General features: G+C 45.8%; 16 protein-coding genes. 5 read left to right on the forward strand and 11 right to left on the reverse strand.

Annotated features, from left to right (window positions below; all coding sequences use genetic code 11):
• Nucleotides 1-40 precede the first annotated feature (40 nt).
• Both H8K55_RS13750 and H8K55_RS13755 read right to left on the reverse strand, forming a co-directional pair.
• Complete coding sequence (locus tag H8K55_RS13750) at nt 41-1,813, reverse strand: PAS domain S-box protein (RefSeq protein WP_186942635.1); 1,773 nt, start codon at nt 1,811-1,813, stop codon at nt 41-43.
• Nucleotides 1,814-2,206: 393 nt separating this feature from the next.
• Nucleotides 2,207-3,823 (reverse strand): phospholipase D-like domain-containing protein, encoded by a 1,617-nt coding sequence (locus H8K55_RS13755; RefSeq protein WP_186942636.1) that lies wholly within the window; start codon nt 3,821-3,823, stop codon nt 2,207-2,209.
• A gap of 263 nt (nt 3,824-4,086) precedes the next feature.
• Here H8K55_RS13755 and H8K55_RS13760 point away from each other — a divergent pair, with 263 nt between their 5' ends.
• Both H8K55_RS13760 and H8K55_RS13765 read left to right on the forward strand, forming a co-directional pair.
• The gene (locus H8K55_RS13760) at nt 4,087-5,382 is read left to right on the forward strand and encodes a toxic anion resistance protein (RefSeq protein WP_186942637.1); all 1,296 of its coding nucleotides are present in this window, start codon (nt 4,087-4,089) and stop codon (nt 5,380-5,382) included.
• An 80-nt stretch (nt 5,383-5,462) separates the two neighbouring features.
• Nucleotides 5,463-5,912, forward strand: a complete 450-nt coding sequence (locus tag H8K55_RS13765; protein WP_186942638.1) for a YiaA/YiaB family inner membrane protein — start codon at nt 5,463-5,465, stop codon at nt 5,910-5,912.
• A 129-nt stretch (nt 5,913-6,041) separates the two neighbouring features.
• Here the strand turns inward: H8K55_RS13765 and H8K55_RS13770 are convergent, their stop codons facing one another.
• Nucleotides 6,042-6,905, reverse strand: coding sequence for a hypothetical protein (locus H8K55_RS13770; RefSeq protein ID WP_186942639.1), 864 nt, complete (start codon nt 6,903-6,905; stop codon nt 6,042-6,044).
• Nucleotides 6,906-7,137: 232 nt separating this feature from the next.
• Between H8K55_RS13770 and H8K55_RS13775 the strand changes: the two genes are divergently transcribed.
• Nucleotides 7,138-7,611, forward strand: a complete 474-nt coding sequence (locus tag H8K55_RS13775) for a TFIIB-type zinc ribbon-containing protein (RefSeq protein WP_186942640.1) — start codon at nt 7,138-7,140, stop codon at nt 7,609-7,611.
• Between the two features lie 284 nt (nt 7,612-7,895).
• Here the strand turns inward: H8K55_RS13775 and H8K55_RS13780 are convergent, their stop codons facing one another.
• The 6 genes from H8K55_RS13780 to H8K55_RS13805 all read right to left on the reverse strand — a co-directional run bounded on the left by H8K55_RS13780 (nt 7,896) and on the right by H8K55_RS13805 (nt 18,763).
• Nucleotides 7,896-9,236: an OmpP1/FadL family transporter gene (locus H8K55_RS13780; protein ID WP_186942641.1), complete on the reverse strand. Its 1,341-nt coding sequence runs from the start codon at nt 9,234-9,236 to the stop codon at nt 7,896-7,898.
• An 87-nt stretch (nt 9,237-9,323) separates the two neighbouring features.
• Nucleotides 9,324-11,711 carry a patatin-like phospholipase family protein gene (locus tag H8K55_RS13785; RefSeq protein ID WP_186942642.1) on the reverse strand — a complete coding sequence of 796 codons (2,388 nt, stop codon included), beginning with the start codon at nt 11,709-11,711 and terminating at the stop codon, nt 9,324-9,326.
• Between the two features lie 176 nt (nt 11,712-11,887).
• The gene (locus H8K55_RS13790) at nt 11,888-13,117 is read right to left on the reverse strand and encodes a cytochrome P450 (protein ID WP_186942643.1); all 1,230 of its coding nucleotides are present in this window, start codon (nt 13,115-13,117) and stop codon (nt 11,888-11,890) included.
• 268 nt (nt 13,118-13,385) lie between these two features.
• Nucleotides 13,386-15,584, reverse strand: a complete 2,199-nt coding sequence (locus H8K55_RS13795; protein ID WP_230408620.1) for a S9 family peptidase — start codon at nt 15,582-15,584, stop codon at nt 13,386-13,388.
• A gap of 260 nt (nt 15,585-15,844) precedes the next feature.
• A complete protein-coding gene (locus H8K55_RS13800) occupies nt 15,845-16,687 on the reverse strand; it encodes an outer envelope protein (RefSeq protein ID WP_186942721.1) in 843 nt (280 codons plus the stop codon).
• A gap of 108 nt (nt 16,688-16,795) precedes the next feature.
• Complete coding sequence (locus H8K55_RS13805) at nt 16,796-18,763, reverse strand: methyl-accepting chemotaxis protein (protein ID WP_230408621.1); 1,968 nt, start codon at nt 18,761-18,763, stop codon at nt 16,796-16,798.
• Nucleotides 18,764-19,157: 394 nt separating this feature from the next.
• Between H8K55_RS13805 and H8K55_RS13810 the strand changes: the two genes are divergently transcribed.
• A complete protein-coding gene (locus H8K55_RS13810) occupies nt 19,158-19,826 on the forward strand; it encodes an outer membrane lipoprotein (RefSeq protein ID WP_186942644.1) in 669 nt (222 codons plus the stop codon).
• A 192-nt stretch (nt 19,827-20,018) separates the two neighbouring features.
• On the opposite strand, the gene H8K55_RS13815 is transcribed toward H8K55_RS13810, so the two are convergent.
• Both H8K55_RS13815 and H8K55_RS13820 read right to left on the reverse strand, forming a co-directional pair.
• Nucleotides 20,019-20,336, reverse strand: coding sequence for a single-stranded DNA-binding protein (locus H8K55_RS13815; RefSeq protein ID WP_186942645.1), 318 nt, complete (start codon nt 20,334-20,336; stop codon nt 20,019-20,021).
• A gap of 173 nt (nt 20,337-20,509) precedes the next feature.
• A complete protein-coding gene (locus H8K55_RS13820; RefSeq protein WP_186942646.1) occupies nt 20,510-21,007 on the reverse strand; it encodes a hypothetical protein in 498 nt (165 codons plus the stop codon).
• Between the two features lie 462 nt (nt 21,008-21,469).
• Between H8K55_RS13820 and H8K55_RS13825 the strand changes: the two genes are divergently transcribed.
• The gene (locus H8K55_RS13825) at nt 21,470-24,526 is read left to right on the forward strand and encodes a VIT domain-containing protein (protein WP_186942647.1); all 3,057 of its coding nucleotides are present in this window, start codon (nt 21,470-21,472) and stop codon (nt 24,524-24,526) included.
• Nucleotides 24,527-24,671: the final 145 nt, after the last annotated feature.

A 24,671-nucleotide genomic window follows, 5' to 3' on the forward strand; every position in this document is an offset into this window, starting at 1 on the left:
AGTGTCCTCGCTCTGCGGTGTAGCGCTAGTTACTGATAATTTAATTTTCACCGAGCGGAAATCTCAGTGAAAATTGCGTGGGATTGCTGCGTTGTATTTGTAAGTCGCCATTTAATTGCTGCGACAGCAAGTTGACTAATCGCAAGCCTAAAGTGTCGATCGCTTCTAAATCTAAGGCGGCGCTGATACCACTACCATTGTCATTCACAATTAATTGCACCGTGTTGTCATCGACTTCGCTGATGATGACGCGTATTTCTCCGTCATTTCGCTCAAGAAAAGCGTGTTTGAGCGAATTGGTGATGAGTTCATTGATCAGTAAGCCACAAGGAATGGCGGAGTTGATGGGCAAATACACATCGCTAGCATCAATGGTCAAATCGATTTGCTTACCGCTTACTGCATAGGAATTCATCAGGCTGGGGATCAATGCCTCCAGAAAATCACCAAAATCAACTCGGGCAAAATTATTCGATTGATACAAGGTTTGATGTATCAGTGCCATCGACTGTATGCGATTTTGACTATCCATCAACATATTTTTGACCGCTTCGTCTTCGATCAAAGATGATTGCAAACTGAGTAGGCTATGGACGACTTGTAAATTATTTTTGACGCGATGGTGAATTTCACCCAACAACAAATCTTTCTCTTGCAAGGCTTCTTGTATACGTTGTTCCTTTTGTTTGCGATCCGAGATATCAACGATAGATGATAAAACCATCATGCCATCTTCTGTCTCAATAGGATTAAGGCCAATTTCGATAGGGAATTCACTGCCATCTTTGCGCCGGCCAAACAAGTCGCGGCCTGCCCCCATGGGGCGTGATTTCAGATCACCAAAAAAAATCTGGCGTTTGTTGGGATGGTCATGGCGAAATCTTTCGGGAACCAAGATCTCGATCAATTGCCCTAGCATTTCGGCACGAGAATAATCAAATAGCATTTCAGCTTGCGTGTTGACCATTTCTATCCGACCTTGCGAATTCACCATCACCATCGCATTTGGTGCAGATTCGACGACGCGGCGAAAACGCTCTTCTAGTCGTTTGCGTTCGGAGATATCGACAATCGACGAAAGCACCATCATGCCTTCATCGGTTTCTATCGGATTTAAACCGATTTCTACGGGGAATTCACTACCGTCCTTACGTCTCCCATACAGATCGCGGCCAGCACCCATAGGACGCGATTGTGGTGCATGTAAAAACATGCCGCGCTTTTCGGGGTGCCCATGGCGAAAACGATCTGGTACTAAAATTTCGACTTTTTGTCCGAGCATTTCTTCCCGGGGATAATTGAACAATCGTTCCGCCTGGGTGTTGACCATCTCGATTTGACCTTGCGGATTGATCATTACCATCGCATTTGGTGCGGATTCGACTACGCGACGAAAACGCTCTTCTATGCGCTTTCGCTCGCTCATGTCTTTGACGACTTTGCTGTAGCCTTCAAGCTCGCCGCTGTGATTGTAGAGAGCCGTGATTAAAATATTAGCCCAAAATTCGGAGCCATCTTTACGTCGTCGCCATCCTTCATCTTCAAGATGTCCATGCAGTGCTGCACGTGCCAACTGATTGTCGGGAAATTGTACGCGCTTGGCTTCTTCGCTATAGAACATAGAAAAATGCTGACCCAGCACTTCTTCTTTTTGATAGCCTTTGATCTTAGTCGCACCTGCATTCCAGCTGCGTATTTTGCCATCCACGTCGAGCATGATGATGGCATAGTCTTCAATGCTGTCAACCAGCAGCCGAAAACGACTATCGTTTGTGTCATTCAGTTCCCAACTATGCAATTTCATGTCTGACATGCCAGCACCTTGGTAAGGGTTTGCATCTTATGCTAGCACAAAGTATGCCTTATATATCCTTAGGGCAAGTTTTTTCGGAGCTCGGTTACAAATCCATGACAAATTTATTGACGGAGTTTTATCTAAGATGACAAGGCACTAATAATTGTCCAAGAAGTCACCAATAAGTCGGCAATAGGTCATCAAAAATTCACATGGAAATAAAAAATATTACGTGTAAATTTTACGTGTGTGGTGTGTAGTTGACGGTAGTGTTTTATGCCCGTGCATGATGCCTGTGTGAGAACAGTATTTGAATCTAGTATTACCGGCCCACAGCGGTGGCGCAGGATGAAATGCTTGAATCTGATCTTTCGTTTGCTTGACTTGATGCAATTCAAGCGATCAAGCCAATCAGAGTATGGGCCGTAGTGGTAGTAATTGCAGGAGCCAAACCTGGAAACGTTTGGTGCGACTAACATGTTGATCTGGGTCGTCGCTTTTCGCGTTCCAGCTATTTCCCGCTTGCATATCTTGGCGGATGGAATTCGCTAATTGTGTCGCCAATTGAGGATTGTGAATGATGACGCCGACCTCTGTATTCAGATTTTCTGAGCGCGGATCAAAATTGAAAGTGCCGATATAAGCGATTTTTCCATCCACCACCATCGACTTCGCATGCAAGCCAAATACCGCAGGCTGATACTTGTCAATGACGGGCGAATTGAGTAATTTGCCGCGACTCTTAGCATCTGGCCGAAATTCAAAAATCTCCACACCCATGTTTAGTAATTCTTCGCGTTGATTACGATAACCGCTGAAAGCCTGCAGATTGTCGGTGGACGCCAGCGAATTGGTATTGACGATGATTTTGACACCGCGTTGCAAAGTCGTTTTGATTAAGGCTTTTGCTTTGTCGGATAAGACCAGATATGGTGATTGAATCACAATTTCGTGTTGCGCCGACTTGACTAGCGCTGCCAAGGCGCGCGAACTATCGCCACTGCCTTGTAAACCGTCTTGACGATTCTTCCCAGGGATGTCGTGAATGAAGTCGACATCCGTCCATACCATTTCTTTACCCAAGCGTTCAAATGAATCTGGGATGCCACGTATCGCTTGTTTGAGTAGCGGGTCAAAATTATTATCTTGATTCGCATACCGATGCAAACCGTCATAAATCGCTTGAACTTCTTGATCAGTCACATTCACGTCGGCTTGCATGAAGCGATGTTCGGCAAAGATTTTTTCGACTGGCACGCTTAAAGGATGTTGCCAGAAATTGTCGAAATTGCTTCGAACTTCATTGACAGCTTTGCCGAGTATCAGTGCATCGCGATCACGGAAATTCGCTTCGTGATGAAAGTTGAAATATTCGCTCGCCATATTTCTGCCACCAGTAATCGCCACCACACCATCGACCACGAAAGTTTTGTCATGCATGCGTTGATTAGCGGACTTGAAATCAGCGACGATATTCCACAAGCGTTTGCCCACATTGGTACCGACTCTGTGCTTGGGATTGTAGATGCGGATTTCGACATTCGGATGCTTGGCGAGAGCGAGTAGGGTCACATCTTCTGCTTCAATTAACAAATCATCGACGATCACGCGCACTTTAACGCCACGATCCGCGGCACGAATCAAGGCTTCGGAGGCGAGCGTACCGATGTTGTCATTGCTCCAAATGAAGTACTGCACTTCTATGCTAGTGGTCGCATGGTCTGCCAGCCAAGCGCGTGCTAGCAAAGCCTCGAATCCATTTTCTAAGATATAGGCACCCGTTTGTTGTGGATGTGCGGCGGTGATAGATTGAATGTAATTCGGAAGCGACCAAGATACTTTGGCTTCAGCATCGTTCTGCTTCAACGCAAACTGCGGTGCTTTGTTCGCATCTGCTGAAGTCGATGATGGTAGCGCAACACTACTATAGATTGCAGACGTATTCGGAAACGGCCGGTCTAGATACCAAAACACACCCAGCACGCAAAAAATAGACAGATTGAGTTTGAGTTTATTCGTTGGAGTCATGGTGCATGGTGCATGGTGTTTGTGGGGTTTTTTCTGAGTTCTTATCGGTATGGAACCGCGCTTGCCCATTTTACAATGCGTGCCGTCGATTTCTAAAGAGCTAATTTGCCTTTCAGGTCTTTGTATTCTTCATTTTTATACTGATGGGTATCAATATGGAATACTTTTGCTTCGAATTTAATCAACTATTTTCAAATAAGTAGTTTATTGAGCCTTGTTTTGGCATGCTGCGCTCAGTTTGTTCGATATCAGAAAGGATGAAAATGAACCAAACTTTAGAGACAGATTTGACAAATTCTGCATCAAGCGTTTCTACTCAGTTGCCAGAACAATTCGTGCTGCAGGCACCCGAATCAGTGACGGTCATTGATGAACAGATAGCGAGTTCAGCGATCAGTTCACCAATTAATTCAACAATTAATTCAGAAATTAATTCACCAACTAAGCTCGCACCTGAATTAAGACCAGAATTAAAGGCTGCGGTAGAGCAGCAAGTTGAACGATTTATGCAAGGCTTGTTGACCGAAGATGTACAAAGCGAAGCTTTCAAAACGCGTTTGGACAGTGCATTTGCCTTAGGTCGCGAAGAAATTTCTATCGCTTCAAATCTGATGCAGGGGCGCTTATTGCAATCCAATTTTGTCGGTATGGAGGGAAGTGCGGCATTTACGGCGATACAGGAATTACGCGGGCAACTTGACCAATTAAATCCAGGTAAGCAAGGCGACTTATTTCAACCGCAAAAACTGTTTGGTTTAATCCCCTATGGAAATAAATTGCAAAGTTATTTCCGTAAATATCAAGCGGCTTCCGCGCAATTGCAAACCAGTATGCAGCAACTCTACTCGGCGCGCGATGATTTACAGCGCGACGTCGTGGATATTGAAGCGACCCGCGTTAAATTATGGGAGGCGATGCAAAAGCTGAAGGGCACCATCCATTTTGCCGTAACTTTGGATGCGCATTTGTATGAGCGTGTGAGTAGCTTGAAGGCGACGGATCCTCAGCGTGCGAGTGCTTTAGAGCAGGAGGTTTTGTTTTATGTGCGTCAGAATTTGCAGGATATGCTGACGCAACAAGCGGTCTGCACCAATGGTTATTTGGTGCTCGATGTTCTCAAAAAAACAGGGCGTGAAATGATGAATGCCTGTAGTCGGGTTGCAACCACCGGCATCAGTGCTTTAGCGGTAGCTCAAACGGTAGCGCGTGCAAGCGGTTATCAAATCAAAGTGATGGATACCTTGGAAGGGATAAATCACACGATAGAAAATTTGATCAGTGAAACAGGACGTCAGTTAAACCAACATGCAGATAGAGTCGGGCAATTTTCACAAAATCCTATGATAGGCATCGACAAATTGAAGGATATGTTTGACCAAACGTTTAAAGCGATGGACGCGATGGATCAGTTCCGCAGCAAAGCCATCGAAGTGATGGGACAAAATCGTCAGCTTATGCAACAGCAATTGGAAAAGGCAGAACATTACTTAGATCGTTATCGTCAGGAGCAGGCACGAGAGGCAAGTAAAGTTTCTGTGAGTGGTCCGGTAGTGCTGTAGTTTTGTGATTGTACTGATGGGGTATTTATTTCTGATGTGATGTAGTTTGATAGCCAATGCATATAAAGGGGAAATTTAACATGGCAACGCAATATGTAATGCAACGTGACAGTAGTGGTTGGAGAATTCAAGTCTGGCTTTCTTTCGGTATCGCGGTGTTCGCTTGCGGTGCTGGTGTCTTGCAGTTGCCGGGGCAAGAGCTCGACCGCGCTTTCGTCGCATTGGGTCTATTTTTCAGTTTGTTTGTCTGCTTCGCTTTGGCCAAGATGATACGGGACAATCGTGATGGTCAAGTCGATACGGGTTCTTGGGTACTCACAGTGTGGGCAGCTTTTGCGGCGGCGATTTTATTGACTGCCTGGGGTTTGTGGAGGATGATAATTCCACCTTGGGAAAAAAACTATATGTTGATTAGTTGGTTGTTTCTGATCAGTTCAACTTTCACCTTGGCCAAAACTGTGCGTGATGCGCATGAAGTTGAGCTGATGGAACGTACACAGTTTGTGAGTGAAGAAACTAAAGTGCAGTAAGCTCTGAGCGTAAATTGATTATGCTTACTGACTAGTGGACAGGGATCTGTTCAAACCTTGGAACTGATCTAAAACTAAGCTGAAATTAAGTCGAAACTAAGCTGAAACTAAGCTGAAACTAAGCTGAAACTAAGCAGTATCTCGCTCGGTACTTTTCAATTCTAAAAAGCGCTGCTGTTGGATTAAGTCCTCAGCGGCGCTTTGATTTAATTGAAGTTCATATTTGTCGAATTCACTTTGCAATAACTGGATTTGTTGTGCCAGTAATTGCTCTGCGGTGTAATCCTGATCGATGATCTGCGTGTTGCGTAGAGCACTAGGAATACGCAGATAACTTTGCAAACTATCTGGTAAGTAGCGCTGTAAACTCTGATTTAGATAATGGCGATCTTCTAAAGAAAGGCAGTTCGTATCACTACTCTGTTGTACCAGATGTGATAGACGCCAGACTTGATCTTTAAATGCAATTAATTGCGCGCGCAGTTCATCACTGAGCTCATCCGCTATACCAGCCAGCGCTTGATCAAAAGCTTGTAAGCTCGCAATATCAAATAATGCAGAGTCATTTTTTGCGAGCGTGGCGCTAGCTTGTCGCACTGAGCGCACTGAGCGCACTGAACGCAGATACGCGATCATTCCTAATCCAGCCAACAAGCCAACCCCCGCCACGATGCCAGTATTAAAGGATTTCTGTATCGCAGCCAATAGTAAGCCTAGAGCAGAAGCTGAGCAGAGTAAGCTACTGAGTATGATGCCGGTGCCTGGTTTTTGATGAAGTGAAGTAGATGATGTGGCATTTAGCTGCTCTAGTAAGGGCGGGCCCAATTGCTGTTTGTTTTGGAGTTTCGCTATGCGCTGATGGAATTTGTTTCTAAGCTTCTTGTGGTGTTCTGTATTTTGTTCCGTACCAGCTTGAGACGGATTTTTTTTCGCCCAAGTTCGACTATTAACTGGGCGATTTGACGCAACATATTTAGGATCAGAAGGCCGCATAGCAAATATTGATGACAGAAAAAATCAATTAGATCATAGCATTGTTCTGTGCTGACGAGCATGCTCGCATTGTTTTCACGGCTGCGGGCAAACCGTAAAATGAACGGTAAATGTTACTTGAAAATACTCGAGCGTGAATTGAGTCACTAATGATAAGCTATGACGCCCTTGTTGAGACTTTACCTTCACTAACTTTCACTCATTTTCGCTGACAGCCCAGAGATCTAACTATATGCGTTGCCCCATTGATCATTCCGATTTGTATGAAAAAACATTTAGCGATGCCTTGACTCATCGATGTGCTAGCTGTCACGGCGTATTTTTGCCAGGAAAATTGTTTCGCGATGTGATGGCACAGGCAGCCATGCGGGCACATCAGGCGGCCAATTCAAAGACTATTGAGGTCAGCAAACATCAACGGTTTTGCCCAGCCAATTGCAGAGCGATGATGACCCTGACGGTTAAGGGAATAGAAATCGAAGTCTGTCCCGACTGCATGGGAATCTGGCTCGACAGCGGTGAATTGGAAAAGATGATTTTGCAGTATGGCATGCCTGGAAAACAGGCTTTAGATAAAATTGGCACAAATCTTGGAGAGGTAAAGCAACAAGCGAATAAAGATGCAAACAAGGGAAATTTTGTTGAGAATGTGGACGTATTTGATGTCGTTGAAATTGCAGCCGACTTGTTGAATATCTTTAATTGAATCTCTTTAGTTGAGTTTCTTCAGTCGAAGTTTTTGATTGAATTTCTCCAACGAAAAAGATGCCGGACTGACCGGAAATGTCGTTCAGTTAAACCCTGCAAGTTGAACTGTCATTCCCGCGCAGGCGGGAATCTAGTGTCTTTAAACTGTTACGTCACTGGGTTCCCGCCTACGCGGGAACGACAAACTATGAGTTTCGCCACTTAACTGAGCGGGATTGCGGATTGACCGGCATCTTTTTCAACTGTCGTTGAGTTGTATTGAAAACTTAATTTAAAGTTGACTCAAAACCGGCGATTAATCTGTGCCATCAATACATTCGCATGTAAATCCAAATTCGCATGCAAATTTCCGCGTGGGATATTATTACCGCCTTCGAGTGCTATCGTCACTTTGGTAAATTGTATGTACTGATAAGCGACATCCACTTTCCAGTCTTTATCGATATCGTAGCTAAAGCCGGTACCAATATTCCAGCGGTCATTGTTTGGCGCACGCGGGCTGACTGTTGGTGCTGGTGTCGGAGTCCAGTCATACATCATACCGGCGCGGATTTGTAATGCTGGACTGTATTGATAACCGAGCCCTACCGATGTGGACCAACTATCGCGCCAGTTGTTATCGACCACGGTTTCAGCCAAACCATTGTTGTATTTGATGTGAGTGTTTTTAAATGCACTCCAGCCAAATCGATTCGCATTGGCATACAGTTCGACTTGTTCGTTGACTTTGTGCGCAAGACCGATTTGCAGCATATACGGTGTGTTGATATCAAAGTCCGCGCTGGATTTTGGATTGGTGATGGTGACACCTAATTTCTTGGCGCTTGCTACCAAAGCGGCGTAATTGGCAGGTGTGCCAGTCAATTCAGCATTGCCACGGAAACTGTGATGTATCGGTGAACGGAACGATGCGCCAATACGAGTTTCTGGCGAGGCTTGATATTCCATGCCCAGTGAAAATCCTAAAGATAAATCCTTAGCCTTGATGCTACTTTTGACATCGGTCGCGACTGTGGGTGAAGTCGAGGTGGCAACCATGGTATCTAAACCCGCAGTGTAATACTGGAAGTTCAGGCTGGCACCGATAGCGAGTTCTGGGTTAATGCGATACGCCGCACTGGGGCTAAGATTGAGTGCTGTCAAAGCAGTTCTGGTCGCGGTATAACGCGATACGGCTGTTTCTGGATATTCGGACACATAGGCATAAGGCGCACCAAAAGCGACACCTAACACGAGATCAGAATCGACCTGATGACTTAGATAAGTTGCCGCTCCGTAAGCGGTGTCGATAGGTTGCTTAGGTTCTGCAGGCGTGCCGCTGACGGCCACTTTGCCGTCGGTGTAAGGTGCGGTAGCAGTCGCATTGTATAAGCGTGATTTAGGTAAATCCAACACGAAGCCAGCCGAAGCGCGCGTGCCATCGAAGCGAATTAATGAGGCCGGATTAGAAAACATCGCGCTGATGTCGCGACTACCTGTGCCATTGGTCGCATAGGCAGTGCTCATGCCAGTCGCGCTTTGATGTAAGAAATGGTAGCCATTCGCTGAGCTGATATTTGGATACAAACTGGCGACACTGAGGGCGATGATGCTGAGGGTTTGGTGTTTGGTTTTTAGTTTCATTACAGGCTCCTGAATAAGGTGAAAAATTGGATCAAAAAATAGATTTGAAAATAGATTTATAAATAAGCTGAATGTAGTGATTCAGTGTTAACGTCGCCCCAGCGAAGTGCTGACCATCTGGAAGCCCAAGGCGCGATAACATTCGAACTGCGTTTCGTCGTAGAACTGATTCGCCGACGATTGATGTGGAAAAGTGGGATCCTGCGTTTTGTAGTGCGCCAGATAAGGATTGTTATCAAACTTAAAATCGTCGTGGCGCAAATGCGAACTGCTGTAAGCTGTTTCACCCAAGCTATCACGCAGACTAAAATCGCCAGTTAATGAGGTTTTTAGATAAATTAACTTACCAAGTTTTTCATTACGATAGTAAATATTACCTATGGCATAGTGCTGTTTTCCATCACGAATTTCATCTAAACCATCCATCACGATGATCACGCCGAAGTCGATCTGCACGAGGCGAATCAGATCTGCTAAACCAGAGAAGGTCAGTGTTAAATCTTCTTCACTATCGCCAGCGATGATTAGTCGACATTCGCGTCGTATCAATTCATAAATGCCTAGGTTTTCTATGTGACCGCCATCGGACAAATTGACATACGATGTATCGGCGCTTAAGTTGCTGCCAAGCTCACGTAAAAAATACGCTGGTCCCGGACGTTGACTTATGCTTTTCGCCTGATTAATCCAAGCCGGATTTTGTAGCCAGTAGTCGTAGCGTATATTGAGCATGCCTAAAATAAACACGAGAGGCTTGACTGTATTCTTTCCCAGATTCGGTGCAGCAGCGGCTGCGGAAATTGCCATTGCGGTCGCGAGATTGAATTCAGGATTGCGTTTTTCTATCTCTGTCGTTTTGCAGTAACCGGTACTGACGCTGCCGACATAGCGTTTACTAAAAAAGAAAAAATCACCACGACGGTCGTCGCTATACGCTTGGCTGGTACGACTCAAATTCAGTGTGCTATTGAGTAAGTGATAGGGCGTAAAGTGAGAGTCTAAAGCAGAGAGTTTCAACGTGTCTGTCTGTTCGATTTTCTGCTCTGCATTAAAGCCAAAGATATAGGCCTTGCTCAAGCGATCACGATAGAAGCGACTGATGCTGGTGAAGTTGCTGTCTCCGGTGAGCCAGGCAAACAATAATAATGCGGCAGCGATCAGGGTGAAGCCTAAGGGACTACGCCATTGAAAATCTGTGCTGGTAGTAAGGTCTGCAGTGGCGTTTGCACCTGACAATAAATCATTACTCAGATGCAGATAAAACAACCAGAACACCAAAAATCCTATCAGGCCGACCAAATAAACCCCGAGACGAGAAAACGTATTCGCGAGCTTCGGTAATAGCTTGGAAGCCAAGCCGCTGAGTGCAAAACCACCAGCACTGCCAGCTAATGCCATTTGCTGAAAATTCCAACGGTTTTGTTGCAGTTTGCCGTAAAGCGCAATTGCCAAGGGCTGCAATTCGATCACAAAACTAGCAGCAATGGCAGCGACACACCAGCCCAATAAGCGCGTTGCTACATTCCGCATTTGCCAGCCTGTATTCTCACCGGATGCCAAATGTGGATTTTCCTTTTCAGTACGGTTCCACTGTAAGTTGGCGATAGGTGAAACAATAAAAAGTAAGAGGGTGAGAATGATCAGGCTCTTGGTGAAAATGAAGTCAGGACTGAGTGCCAGTCCAAGTTGTGCATAGAGCTTGACCAAGCTATTGTTGATCGAGATCGGTGCGGTGATGAGTAAAGCACTGAGCGCCGCGAACAACAAAATGAAAGGAAACACGATCAGAAAATTAATCACCATCCCGCGTAAAAATACTGCTGGCACACGCAAAACATCGATCAAACCATTCGGTGCCATATAGTTGGCGTTATTGCGTAAGTGACGGAATATGGGATTCTCAGGGACGCCGGGTTGATGTTGAAATAGAGCATCGTGTGCGAGCGCTTGCTTAGTTTCAACAGGATTGCTTGTGGCATTGTTTGCCGTCTGTGCTGCTGATGGATCTGGTGCATCGGGTGCATCTGATGCGTGTGCATTTGATGAACCTGCTGTAGAAACAGCAGAAGTAGCCGCATTCACTGCACTGTAGCAAGAGCCGATATAGCCGCCACCAGACACCGTGGATAAATAATCCACGGCTTTCAGCAAGCCTAATTTGCGTAAGCCTTGCAATACGCCGAGATTGACGGTAGCAGAACGGATGCCTCCACCAGAAAATGCCAATCCCACTAAGCCTTTATGTGCGACGCTGGTATCGGCATTCCATGCAGCCTGACTTTGACGGATATCTTCTAATACTTGATGTAAGACTTCAGATCGTTTTTCTGGAGCGACCAAGATCGCATCGAAATCAATCAGCTCGGTGTCCCGCCTATGGATGAGCTGACCATCCTTACCTAATATGGTGCGTTGATTGATTTCTTCTAATTCTGCCTTGAAGACTTCTTGCAGTAGTTGATGTTTGGGATTCATAGCACGATTCTTTTCCATGTAAAGAGTGGGGGAAGTTGTGGCATTTACTTGTCAACAAGTCGTATGCCTTTACGGCTTCCCCGCTGATGTGATCAATCGCAACAGCTTTACTCAGTTTTGTATAGGACAGAGCGGGGCGTAAACTGAGCGCCCCTCGTTTGGGATGTTGAGCTTTGTTAGCTTGGGTCAAACTCTAGGTGCAGACTGACCGGGAAAGCTTGCTGATACTGGACTTTGCCCGCGTCACCAGGTGCACGGCGCAGATTTTTAAGACGTAGCAAAGCTTTGACGATCATCGGTATCTGCACCATATTGATGTATTGACCGAAGCAGGTATGCATGCCGTAGCCAAAGTGCATGTATTGATAATCAGGACGATCGAGGCGGAAAGATTTTGGATCATCGAGTTCGCGCCCATCCAACATTGCAGACTGTAATGACACCAAGATTTTGCTACCTTTTGGGATTTTCTTAGAGCGGAAGCTACCGCTGGCGATCACATAGTCTTCATTTGCGACGCGGAATACACCAGCGCCAAAACTATTAAATCGCATCGCTTCTAGCATGGTTTTGCGCAAGGTTTCGTTATCGTCAGCCAGTGCCGCGCGTTGTGCATTGGCGAGTAAGTCTGGATGATCAAGCAAATAATCTATGACCAGCACTGCGCATTTAGAAGTCGTCGGCATCAGGCCGATGATGATGCCGATTAAGTTGTTGCGAATTTCCAAATCACTCATGCCGGGTGTGCCACTCGCTTGTAATTTTAAGCAACGACCGATGATGTCGTCTTTTTCCTTGCCTTGAGTCGCTTCGACCTTGCGCTGTTGGATTAATTGGTCGAGATAAGCACAGGTTTTGACGCTATTGCTTAAAGCCGCCTGATCGACTTCGGGCGGATTGCTCGGATAGAACAAATACGCAAACATACTACTAGTCCAATCGAAGAGTTCTTGCTGCGTAAGGCCAGCAACACCCAGATACTCTGCGCTGAATTGGCATGGCACTATGCTGCTCAACTCGCTCACGACTTCAATTTTTCCCTTGCCTTTGGCCTGCGCCGTCAACTGCTGCGCGAATTTTTCTACCATAGGGGCGATGACTTGCTGCACATCTTCACGGCGTGCGACCAATCGCATATTGGAGACGTCGCGGGTATAGGTCGGGGTGTCATTCATGCCGAGGAAAAAATTACTCCCCGCGGTAATTTTGCCCATTTTTTCGGCATAGGTGACGCCGAGCGCATCGGGTCGTGATAAAGCTTCTTGTACGTCGCTGTAGCGAGTGATGAGCGCAAATTCTTTGAGTACCAGATTAGGCTTGAAGGTGCGCAAAAGCCCAAAGATGAAGGGCAAGTGATTCGTTGCCCAAGTGGTGATCGAATTTTTAATACGTGTCGTGAAGTCCATATGCTGTGCCCATTTGGTTGATAAAATCTATTTTTATTCGTAAAACTTATTGAGCAATGAAGGTTAAAGTAACTATGTTAAAAAGTCTATTTTCTTACATATTTATTTGTGAATAGTTGTTTTGTCACTTCAAATCGCTTGTGGAAGTGCTATGCAAAAAAAATGCCAGTCTAGGTCTAAGCCTAGGCTGGCATGTGAAGAGTGTGTGTAGTGCAAGTATCAGACTAAGGCTGATTCCTTTAATGGAGCAGGGCGTAGACCCTGCAACTTATTCAGTGATACCCCATTGCGACAACATCCAGGCAAAATTAAAGGAGCCTTCTTTAATCGCATCATAGCGACCAGACGCGCCACCGTGACCTGCCGCCATATTGGTTTTCAGTAAGAGTGGGTTGTTATCGGTTTTGTGTGCACGCAATTTTGCGACATACTTCGCTGGCTCCCAGTACATCACTTGGCTATCGTTTAAGCCCGTCGTTACCAACATCGCCGGGTAAGCTTTTTTCTCGACGTTATCGTAAGGGGAGTAGCTACGCATATAGTCGTAGGCAGCTTTTTCGTTAGGATTGCCCCATTCCAAATATTCGCCAGTAGTCAACGGTAGGCTCGCGTCCATCATGGTGTTCATCACATCCACAAATGGCACGGCAGCATGTACCGCTTTGAATAAATCCGGGCGCATATTGACGACTGCACCCATTAATAAGCCGCCGGCGCTGCCACCTTGAATAATCAATTTGTCTTTGCTAGTCCATTTTTCCTGGATCAGATATTCGGCAGCAGCGATGAAATCAGTGAAAGTGTTTTTCTTCTTCATCAACATGCCATCTTCATGCCAGCGTTCTCCCAGATCAGTGCCGCCGCGGATATGGGCTTGCACATAAATCACACCACGGTCGAGCAAACTCAGACGGCTTAAAGAGAAAGTCGCTTCGGTGGAGATACCATAACTGCCATAGGAGTACAGCAAAGTTGGCGCGCTGCCATCCAATTTCACGCCTTTTTTATACACTGCCCACAAAGGTACTTTGACACCATCTTTCGCAGTTGCCCATAAGCGGCGAGCCTGATATTTGCTGGCGTCAAAACCGCCAACGACTTCAGTTTGTTTCAGAATCGTACGTTCACCCGTGGCCATATCAATGTCCATCACCATGGAAGGCGTGGTTGGGGATTGGTAAGACATACGCAGTTTTTGCGCGGTGAATTCTGGTGTACCTGCGCTGTTAGCCAGATAGACCTCGTCATTGAATTGCACACTAGTCCATTTCTTCGTTTTGAAGTTATAGATGCGCGTGCGATTCAAGGCCTGTGTTTTTTCTGTCACGGCTAAGAAATCACGGAAGACTTCGTAATTGCCTATCAAGACTTTGTCGTCATGTTTAACGATTTCTTTCCAATTTTTCTCGGCTAATTTGCCGACCGGTGTTGTTACGATGCGGAAGTTTTTCGCGTTTTTGTTGGTGCGGATGAACAGTGTGCCGTCGCGATGTTCTACGTTATAGCGGTGTCCCTTTGTCCGTCCTAAGATGGATTTGAAGTCGCCTTGTGGCTTGTCTGCATCTAACAACCAAGTTTCGCTAGTATCAGTTGCATACGCAGATAATTCTATGAATTTTTTGTCGTGGGTCGTGCCGACGCCAATACCAAATTGCTCGACTTTCTCGTGATAAATTTCAATTGGCTTGCCACCGAGTTCTACGCGAAACAGGCGATCAGAACGTTTCGTCGTTGGATCTTCCTGTACATAGAACATGGTTTTATTATCCGCTGCCCACGCCATGCTAGTAACGCGTTCAGCAGTATCTTTGAGCAGCTCACCTGTTTTCAAATCTTTGATTTGTAATTTGAATTGACGGTAGCCGGTGGTGTCAGTCAGATACGCCATATAACGATCATCTGGGCTGATCAGTGAACCTGCGACCATGAAGAATTTTTGGCCTTTCGCCAATTCGTTTTGGTCTAGCAGAATTTCTTCTGCAGCTTTGTCGTCGTAATTCATTTGCGCATCAGCCAAACGACGGCAATTGATACCGTATTGCTTGCCCGCTTCTGTGCGTGAATAGTAATAATATTTGCCGCGACGCACAGGAACTGACAGATCCGTTTCTTTCATGCGACCTTTGGTTTCGGCAAATAATTTATCCGCTAAGGCTTGAACTCCAGAAGTCATTGCCTCGGTGTAGGCATTTTCTGCATTCAAATAATCGATGACCTTAGGGTCTTCTTTTTTCTGTAACCAGCGATAATCGTCCGTGACAGTTTCACCATGACGCACTTCTGACCAAGCTGCTTTGGCGGCGACTGGCGGCACGGCTTTGCCTCCCATCATAGGTGCTGCAGGAGCCATCGTGACTGCTGGGGCATCTGCGGTTTGCGCATTAGCCGTTTGCGCATTTGTCGCTTGTGTTGTACTCATCGCCAGCACCATCGAGGCACCGAGCACAGACCAATTCTTAAGGGACATAAAAATCCTTGTAAATAAAACAGTGAGAAACGCATCTTAGGAGAGATTTGCATAAATTTCAATATGAGACTTGCGCACGAGCTACTGCGCGTCACAATTTTGACACTGCGAATTTGTCGATGCGTCGCTGTGTCCTGGCACAGGTGCGCTGCTCGCGCCAAACTTGAGACGCTCGTGACACTCGTGCACAGATCTCAATATAGGTTTTTTCAGAAACATTACTTTAAACATGTCTGTAAGATCTATGCCACGGTTTCGCGTTAAAAATGGTATTCGGCGCGCACCATCGGTGATTTGGCGTGGTAGCCATTGCCATGGGTGATCGCAGCAGTATTACCAAATTTATTGCGCCAACATTGATACTCGAATCCTAGCTTAAAGGTTTTGACTTTGCTGCCAATAAGATGGCTGACATCCCACATCAATTGCATGTCAATATTCGTTTCTGCACCAGTTTGCTGACCAACTTCGTTTACGCCTTTGCTCGCAATGAAATTAGCATAGCCTTCGAAAGAAATGTGCTCACTAAACGGTATGCCCCAGCTCATCGTCAGCATAGGATGGGTTTTATAGTGATAGCGTGATTTGACATTCGAGATTGGTGGAAAGGCACCACTAGGCGCATTACTTTCTTGTAGTAAAACCAGGCTGGTATTTAGAAAGCCCGGCACATCCCACATCAAGGTCGGCCCCAGTACCAACATGCGTTTGCGCGAATTGTAGCCAACGTCGTTCTTGGTATTCCAATCAAAACCAGCCGTAATACCGACGCCACGCACGGCGCCAAATTGCATATTTTTTCCGGAGATTTTTCCCAAGTCCAAGGTGTGTCGATACACGACATAAGCTTCTTGTGCGCCGCTGCTTTGAGTGAGTGATGCAGGATCTTTACTATCAGAATGCAGAAAATCGACATTGAAAAAATTGCTGCCGTATTGATAGCCGCTAGCATGGGTTAATCCAAAAATATTCTTGCTGATCGCTTGTGGATTGAATGGTTCACGAAACTGCTGACCAGTGCGAAAACTGAGTGAAGTATCGCTCCAGTCGGCGGCATGAACAGGGGCAGTAACACCGCAAGTCATCATAAAAATGGCGAACATACTTGCTGGAAAAGATGGATGTTTCATAGTCAATCCTTATGCTAAGAGTTTGCGATCAATGAGGGCTGAGCTTTTGCAAAGTTGCTTTAAAGTTGTCTTAAAGCTGCTCTAGCGCAGGCGCCGAGCCGACATACTTGCGGGACGAATATTGTAGTCAGGCGTATTCCCTTGCCTATGTAAACTATCATCCAATTTGAAAGCACTCACTACTTCGGCCAGTTTGGCTGCTTGCTCTTGTAGTGAGCCAGCTGCCGCCGCTGCTTGTTCGACCAGTGCCGCATTTTGTTGAGTTGCATCATCCATCTCGGTAATCGCTTGATTGACGTTGGTAATGCCTTCGTCCTGTTCATGACTGGCGACTGCGATTTGGCTCATTAATTCAGCGACCTGCTGCACAGAGTTGACGATTTGCGTCATGGTGGCACCCGCGCTATTCACCAATTTACTGCCAGCTTCTACCGTGCTGACCGAATCATCAATCAAACTCTTAATTTCTTTTGCCGCACTGGCAGAGCGTTGCGCTAGGCTACGGACTTCCGATGCGACCACCGCAAAGCCGCGCCCTTGTTCACCAGCGCGTGCTGCTTCAACCGCCGCATTCAGCGCCAGAATATTGGTCTGAAACGCGATGCCATCGATCACGCCGATGATGTCAACAATTTTGCGTGAGCTCTCCGAAATCGAACCCATGGTGGTGACGACTTGTCCGACCACTTCACCACCTTTCACTGCATAATTGGATGCGCTGGCGACTAATTGATTCGCTTCATTCGCATTGCTGGTATTTTGCTTGACGGTGGCGGTGAGCTCTTCCATCGCAGCGGCAGTTTGCTCCAGATTCGAAGCCTGATTTTCTGTGCGATTGGATAAATCCATATTGCCAGTAGCAATTTCACTCGACGCTGCTGCGATGGTTTCAGTGCTGGCACGCACTTCGCTGATTGTACGATTCAGCGAAGCCACAAAGCGATTAAATGCATCTGCCAGCATACCGACTTCATCTTCACTTTCGACTGACATACGGCGACTTAAATCACCATTCCCATCAGCGATTTCGCCCAACATACTAGCGGCGCGTCCGACTGGTGCGGCGATGGCTGAGCTCACCCAAAAAATGACCAGCAAGCCCACACCTCCACCAACGATGCCCGCGACCAGTGCCGACCAGCCGACCGATGTCATCACTTTGCCTATCACTTCACTTTCTGGCACTTCGGCGATCACATAAAGATCGAGTTCCGGCACAAAAGAAGACACCACAATCTGCTTGCCGACTGGGGAAGAATAGGTGGTGTGGAAAAAGGGTTTGCCATTTAACAGGCTCTTCGCAAGCTGATCCGAAAAGCCAGGTAGCTTACTAATTTCGGTACGCGACTCGACCAACGCGGCATTTCTGTGAATCAGCAAAGTACCATTAGCCCGCGCAAGGTACACCGAGCCAGAATTGCCGATCTTATAGTTCTTGATAGTTTCGGCTAATTTGCTGACTGATAAACCTATTCCTGCATAGCCCGCTTTCCCACTGCCGGCATCGTAGCGGGCATTAATGAAAAGCATATAGGTGTCGCCACCTTTGTCTTTGTCGATATCTAGCGTGTAGGGTTTGTTACTAGCCATCAAGCTGTAAAACCATTGATCAGACGAATCATTTTTATTTAGTGTGCGCTCCAAGCCTTTTTGCGTGAAGTATTTGCCGCTGTCACCAGACACCCAAAATACACTGGCAGCCTGAGTCTTGTTTTGTATTGTCTGCGCATATTTTTTCCATGCTTCTAGTCCTTCATCGTCAGATCCAGACGCTTCCCATGCGTGCAAGAAAGTATTACTCGCAATCGCTTGCGAGCTGGCGAGTGGTGCACCAATTTGCCGCAAAATATCATTACGCACTTCACCGACAATCGCCGGCAGCTCCAATTCAACCGCGCGTTCTTTGACAGTGTTACCTATCATGTTGAAGCTTAAGGCCGTCGAAATAATCAGAAATAAGAGCAAGCAGGCTGTCATGCTTGCTAGTAGTTTCTTGCGGATAGTGAGGTTGCCGAACAAGCTGAGAACAAAGGTGCTAATGAGGTTCATAAGGACTCCGAAAATGTCAGGTCTTGAATTTCCTGAACATGTAAATTAAGAAGTGTCCGATACGGCAAGTGAAAAGGTGTTTGTGCGTTAACTACATTTGTTACGATAATTGTCCACTCTGGCAGGAAAGGCTTTTACCTTACTCGATTCAGTCTGCGCGGGAATCTGAGGAAGTGCTTGATTTGACTAGCTTACTTATAGCCCCAGGTGAGCTGAATCGCAAGCTTTGCCGTTGCTAAATGGCAACCGCTGATAGCTAAACTCTATTGCTCAAATAATCTGCGTCGTACGAAGATGGCAGATTGCTTATTAACATTGATCAGAAACACCTTAGGTCAACCATCGCACGCAATAATCCGTTATTATCCATACCCTTTTCAATGGAGAAATCAAAATGAGCGATAGTCAAGTAAAAAAATCATTACATCCTTTAATCGCCATCGCAGCAGTATCAGTCACCGTCTTGAGCCTAGTTGGCGTTGCTGCCATGACAGGTTTATTGCCTGGCTCTAAAGGCGAAGTGAAGCCAGATTCAGGAAGCACTAATCTGACCGCACTCGCGCCAGACAATAAAGACGCGAATGCAAGCGGAGCGGAATCAGAACAATCTGCATCTGCCAAACACAGTGCTTCTAGTGCAGTAGCTGCTAAAACCGCATCGAGTCATCACGCAGACAAAGCAAAAGACGACAGCACAGTTGCCGAGAAATCCGCAAAGCCTATCTGTAATCAATGCGGTGTGGTCGAGTCCGTGCGCAGCATAGAACAAAAAGCCGAAAAAGGTAGTGGCGTTGGCGCAGTTGCAGGTGCAGTTTTGGGCGGTGTACTCGGACATCAGGTTGGTGGTGGCAATGGTAAAAAGTTGGCGACCGTGGCGGGTGCCGTCGGCGGTGGTTATGCGGGCAATGAAATCGAAAAAAGTCGCAACACACATATCGTGTACGAGGTCAAAGTCAGAATGGACAACGGTGAAATGCGCACGTTTAAACCTGAGCACAAACCAGATTGGCGCGAAGGCGATCGTGTCAAATTAGTGGACGGTCGTTTAGTCGGTAATGAGTAAGATATTTTTTCGTTGACCAATAGCAAACTCAGCGTATTTATCGATACCAATACCTAGATTGGACAATTAACTCAATCTGAGTATCACTGAGCAAAATGCAGAAAAAAAATGACAGCTAGAGAGAATTCGAGCTGTCATTTTTTTTGTCTGTATTTTTTGATAGAGACTTAGCTGTATGGATATCGATCTTATCTAGTCCTGCTCGTTCGGCGTTGCTTGCCCAGTGGCCAGCAAACTATGTGCTACCAGATCGAGAGCAGGGCGCGCATTGCCTTGTTTATCGGTCCAGACCTTCGGCGTTAAAGCCCCCGACAAACTCACGCTCGCTCCATCTTCCAGTCGCAACAAAGTTTGACGTATCGTTTCATTAAACGCGATCACATTACACATAATGCTATCGCCATCATCCGTCATTGCCTTGACTTTGCACGTCACATAGTTAGAGCCCGCATGCCCGGTTCTTTGTTCAGCGATGCCGTATAAGCGTCCTGCGATTAGTGCGTCTATCATCTTGATTGCTCTGTGAATATGGATTGAATCGCATTATAGTGCCAATGAGACTCGTTATTCTGACAAATGTATTTACAACATTTTCTAAATCGGGGCCGTGATTGAATTAATTAGACATAGCTAAAATTGAACGGTAAGTTTCATGTCCGCGATTCATACATGTTGGGTGCCTATCATTTGGATTTATTGATTTGATGGTTATGTTTGATTGAACCGCTTGCCAGTTCAATCCGGCGCACGACAGTATAAAAAACAAGTGCGCCGATGAGGCCATGTATAGCCATGAAAAAGACTTCCTCGCCATAGGTGAGCCAAGCATAGCTAGTCGGAATGCCATCTATATAGGTGCTGACATGTTTGCCGTGCCAGTTTTGGGCAGCAGAGTAGCCTTTTAATTCGCTAGGCCAGAAAACAGCAATTGGTAATGCACCTAGAATGAATCCAGCGCTCGCCATAGAAAGCCAACTGTCTTTGCTCATCTTACGAAGTATCAGAAATGTTGGCATGCCTAAAATCAGAACCACTGGGGTCGCAACAATCAATACGGCGTTCAACATAAACCAGGTACCGTCAAGTGGCTGTGGTGACGCTAAGTACTCAGGTGCCAACCGTGCGATTAGCACTAGTGGTTGAATTAGTACTGCTGCGAGCGCTGCGATCCAGATTTTCATCGCGTTTTTAATTCAAAGTGAGTAGAGGAGGGAGGGTGTCCACCAAAGCTACTAAACGCAGAGGTTGCGGAGACTCCCCATCTTTGTTCGGGCAAGCATGCGTGATATTTATTTGATTCCATGAATTCACTTATCGGATATTAGCATCAGCATTGACTCTGGCGATGATATTTGCATGAGTCAATCAAAAAATTGGAAGAATACAAATCGTCCCCTATGTAAATAGGCATGACTATGTGTAAATTATCCACTACACTTGTGTCGACGATTCACCTGCACATTTTTTATCCGCATCCATAAATTCATGCTTGCGATTGTCAAGGGAATTTCGCAAGCGCAGATGTGGATCGCTTGAACGCTCAGTCCACTCATAATGCGCAAGACGATCGGGTGGACGAAATTAATTTAACAGTTAAATCTGTTCATATTTGGAAACTGTATTAACTGCTTTAGGAGTTGTTTATGGAACAAAAAACTATGCGCGATCTTGTTGTTGGTGCACTGGGATTCACACTTTTCGTCATACTCAGTATCAGTTGTATTTCAACAAGTCGAGCGCAGGGTGAGCAGAATACTCCTTCACCACGAAAGAAAATTACACCTCCTGAAGCCCCACCATCGATTCCACACCCACCCCGAACTCCGATTTTCCCTACTTTGATCAGAGTGGCCAAAGCGGAACAGGCTATTCAGCTCGAACGTTTAGAAATCAATACGGTGGTCGCTGGAAGCATGGCGCAATCCAGTGTCACGATGGTGTTTTACAATCCGAATCATCGCCTACTTGAAGGAAATTTAGAATTTCCTTTGCAAGATGGGCAAAGCATTACCGGATTCTCGTTGGATATCAACGGCAAGCAACGCAGTGCTGTTCCAGTAGAAAAAGCGAAAGGTAGACAAGTCTTTGAAGAAATTCAACGACGCGGAATTGATCCTGGTTTGCTCGAAGTCACGCAAGGAAATAATTTCAAATTACGTGTTTACCCTTTGCCAGCTTTAGGCAAACGTACAGTAGAAATCCAACTCGCACATGTCTTGCAAAACAAAAATGGACAATGGCAATTGCCTTTTGCACTAGCGAGTTTTAAAGGGGCGAAGTCGTCACGTATCACGATTAAGAGCACAAGCGAAAATGCCCAAGCATATGCAACTTTAGGTGCAAAAAAATGGAATTTCGAACGAAAAAGTCGAGAACAAGTATTGCAATTAGATGACCAAGATCTAAGTCAAAATAGTCCGCTGCTAATACAAGTAGGCGATACGCAAAAAACACAAAGTTTCATTCAGGAATTTCAAGGGCAAAGCTATTTTCTGGCTGAGCTTAAGTTAGACAATCTTATACAAGCGCGACTTTTACCCAAAGTGATAGGCTTGTTGTGGGATAGTTCCGGTTCAGGAAAAAATCGTGACATTCAAGCCGAACTCAATGAACTAGATCTGTATTTCAAAGCGGTTACCAATGCGGAAGTACGCCTTACCCGTCTGCGTGATCGTCCCGACGACACAATTAGCTTTTTCGTTAAGGATGGAAATTGGGTTAGCTTACGCAAAGAATTAGAGCGCACTATTTACGATGGTGCGAGTGCACTAGGTGATTGGAAAGTAGAGCGTCAGGTTGAAGAATATTTATTCTTCAGCGATGGCTTACTTAATTACGGAGAAAATAAGTACCCGACTTTGAATAAAGACCAACGCTTATTCATACTCTCTTCAGCGAGCAGTACAAATAGCCCGAGTCTAGTCGCCTTGGCACAACAAAATGGTGGGCGTTATATTCGCGTCCATCGTGAACATGCCGGTCGAGCTGCGCAGGAATTACTGCATGAGGGTGTGCGTGTGCTCGATGCGATAGGAGATAATATCAGTGATCTGCAATTTGAAAGTACATCACCAAGCGGAAAATTCCTACGTATCAGTGGCATTTTGCGTGCGCCAACCAGTACCTTGAATTTGCGTTTGATGCGTCAAGGGAAAATAATCAAGCTTCCATTCAACATTAATAGTAATGCGCCTAGTTCTCCTTTAGCTGCACATCTATGGGCGCGTTATCGTTTGCAAGAATTAGAGGCGAATCCTGAACGCCACCGCGGTGAAATTCGCCGTATCGGTCAGCAATTCAGCATCCCGACCAGCGAAACGTCTCTAATTGTCTTAGAAAGGGCTGATGATTATGCTCGTCATAACATCACGCCACCGGAAGAGTTGCGTAAAGAAGTCGAGCAATTACAAGCGCAATCCGAAATGGGCTTAAGCAAGCAAAAACAAAACAAGCTTGAAAGTATTGTTCGACAATTTCAAGGAAAAGTCACATGGTGGGAAACGGATTTCAGTGAAAAAATCCTAGCCTATAAAAAATCTCTCGCCGCAATGAAAGATAGTGTCGACGCACAAAGAAGCGCGCCGTCCGAAGTGCTTACAAGAACCAACAATGGATTTTCCAGATCAGAGGCGGCTCCTGTTCCGGAACCGCAAATCAGACCCATCATGCTTGCGGAAAGGTCACCTGAACCTGTAGCAGCAAGATCCAAGATCACCGTTACAGGCTCGAATATACGCGCCAGCGATCAGGAAGTAGCGACGCCAGCGCTCAGCCGTAACACGCAGCTCAGCATCAGTATGAAAAAATGGACTTCAGATGCAGCTTATATTCGCCGCATGAAAGAAGCTGATAAGGCGAATTTGTATTCAATCTATCTCGATGAAAAACCTAGCTACACCAATAGCAGCGCATTCTTTCTTGATGCAGCCGATATCTTATTTGAAAAAGGAGAACGCGATTTAGCCTTGCGTGTGCTCTCCAATTTGGCGGAAATGGAATTGGAAAATCGCGCCATATTGCGTATTTTGGGTTACCGTTTGTTGGAAGCAAATGCGGCCGAAATTGCCTTACCAATTTTTGAAAAAATCACCCGCATCGCGCAGGAAGAGCCGCAATCATTCCGTGATTATGGTTTAGCACTGGCAGCTAATAAACAATATCAAGCCGCGATCGACAATCTTTATCAAGTAGCGCAAGGACAATGGAATGGTCGTTTTGTCGATATCGAATCAATTAGCCTAGCCGAAATGAATGCCATCATCGCCAAAGCGCAAGCAGAAGACATCAAACTCAATTTGAGTGCAATCGATACGCGCCTCTTGAAAAACCTTCCACTCGATATTCGTGTCGTCATGACTTGGGATGCGGATAACAGCGACATGGATTTATGGGTCAGCGATCCTTTAGGCGAAAAATGCTACTTCGGTCATAATGCGACGGCACAAGGTGGACGCATGACCCGCGATGCGACTCAAGGTTATGGCCCAGAAGAATTTTCATTACGCAAAGCGCTTCCAGGCAAATACAAAATAGAAACTAATTTCTACGGCAACCGCCAACAAATCATTGCTGGCGCAACCACACTACAAGTCAAACTCATCTTGCATTTTGGCACCCCAAAAGAACAGGAAAAAATGCTGACGCTGCGTTTAAAGGATGCAGGTAGTACTGTGTTTGTGGGGGAATTTGAGGTCGAGTAAATTTAGCGTTTGAACTTAAGAAACGCATAAGAAACGCATAAGAAACGCCAAGCAATTTTCTGCTTGGTGTTTTTTTATGGGAAACACGTCAAGAATGATGCAGTATCGGTTGTATGAATTTCTAATTAATAATAAGAGTTTGATT

Origin of the sequence: Affinundibacterium flavidum (genome assembly GCF_014284175.1) — a bacterium.
Taxonomy (GTDB): domain Bacteria; phylum Pseudomonadota; class Gammaproteobacteria; order Burkholderiales; family Burkholderiaceae_D; genus Undibacterium; species Undibacterium flavidum.

Bases quoted from the DNA above. Each gene is read 5' to 3' on its own strand.
- H8K55_RS13770 (WP_186942639.1), bottom strand. From the start codon at position 6,905: ATGCGGCCTTCTGATCCTAAATATGTTGCGTCAAATCGCCCAGTTAAT.
- H8K55_RS13765 (WP_186942638.1), top strand. From the start codon at position 5,463: ATGGCAACGCAATATGTAATGCAACGTGACAGTAGTGGTTGGAGAATT.
- H8K55_RS13810 (WP_186942644.1), top strand. From the start codon at position 19,158: ATGAGCGATAGTCAAGTAAAAAAATCATTACATCCTTTAATCGCCATC.
- H8K55_RS13755 (WP_186942636.1), bottom strand. From the start codon at position 3,823: ATGACTCCAACGAATAAACTCAAACTCAATCTGTCTATTTTTTGCGTG.
- H8K55_RS13805 (WP_230408621.1), bottom strand. From the start codon at position 18,763: ATGAACCTCATTAGCACCTTTGTTCTCAGCTTGTTCGGCAACCTCACT.
- H8K55_RS13800 (WP_186942721.1), bottom strand. From the start codon at position 16,687: ATGTTCGCCATTTTTATGATGACTTGCGGTGTTACTGCCCCTGTTCAT.
- H8K55_RS13795 (WP_230408620.1), bottom strand. From the start codon at position 15,584: ATGTCCCTTAAGAATTGGTCTGTGCTCGGTGCCTCGATGGTGCTGGCG.
- H8K55_RS13785 (WP_186942642.1), bottom strand. From the start codon at position 11,711: ATGAATCCCAAACATCAACTACTGCAAGAAGTCTTCAAGGCAGAATTA.
- H8K55_RS13750 (WP_186942635.1), bottom strand. From the start codon at position 1,813: ATGTCAGACATGAAATTGCATAGTTGGGAACTGAATGACACAAACGAT.
- H8K55_RS13825 (WP_186942647.1), top strand. From the start codon at position 21,470: ATGGAACAAAAAACTATGCGCGATCTTGTTGTTGGTGCACTGGGATTC.
- H8K55_RS13780 (WP_186942641.1), bottom strand. From the start codon at position 9,236: ATGAAACTAAAAACCAAACACCAAACCCTCAGCATCATCGCCCTCAGT.
- H8K55_RS13820 (WP_186942646.1), bottom strand. From the start codon at position 21,007: ATGAAAATCTGGATCGCAGCGCTCGCAGCAGTACTAATTCAACCACTA.
- H8K55_RS13760 (WP_186942637.1), top strand. From the start codon at position 4,087: ATGAACCAAACTTTAGAGACAGATTTGACAAATTCTGCATCAAGCGTT.
- H8K55_RS13790 (WP_186942643.1), bottom strand. From the start codon at position 13,117: ATGGACTTCACGACACGTATTAAAAATTCGATCACCACTTGGGCAACG.
- H8K55_RS13815 (WP_186942645.1), bottom strand. From the start codon at position 20,336: ATGATAGACGCACTAATCGCAGGACGCTTATACGGCATCGCTGAACAA.
- H8K55_RS13775 (WP_186942640.1), top strand. From the start codon at position 7,138: ATGCGTTGCCCCATTGATCATTCCGATTTGTATGAAAAAACATTTAGC.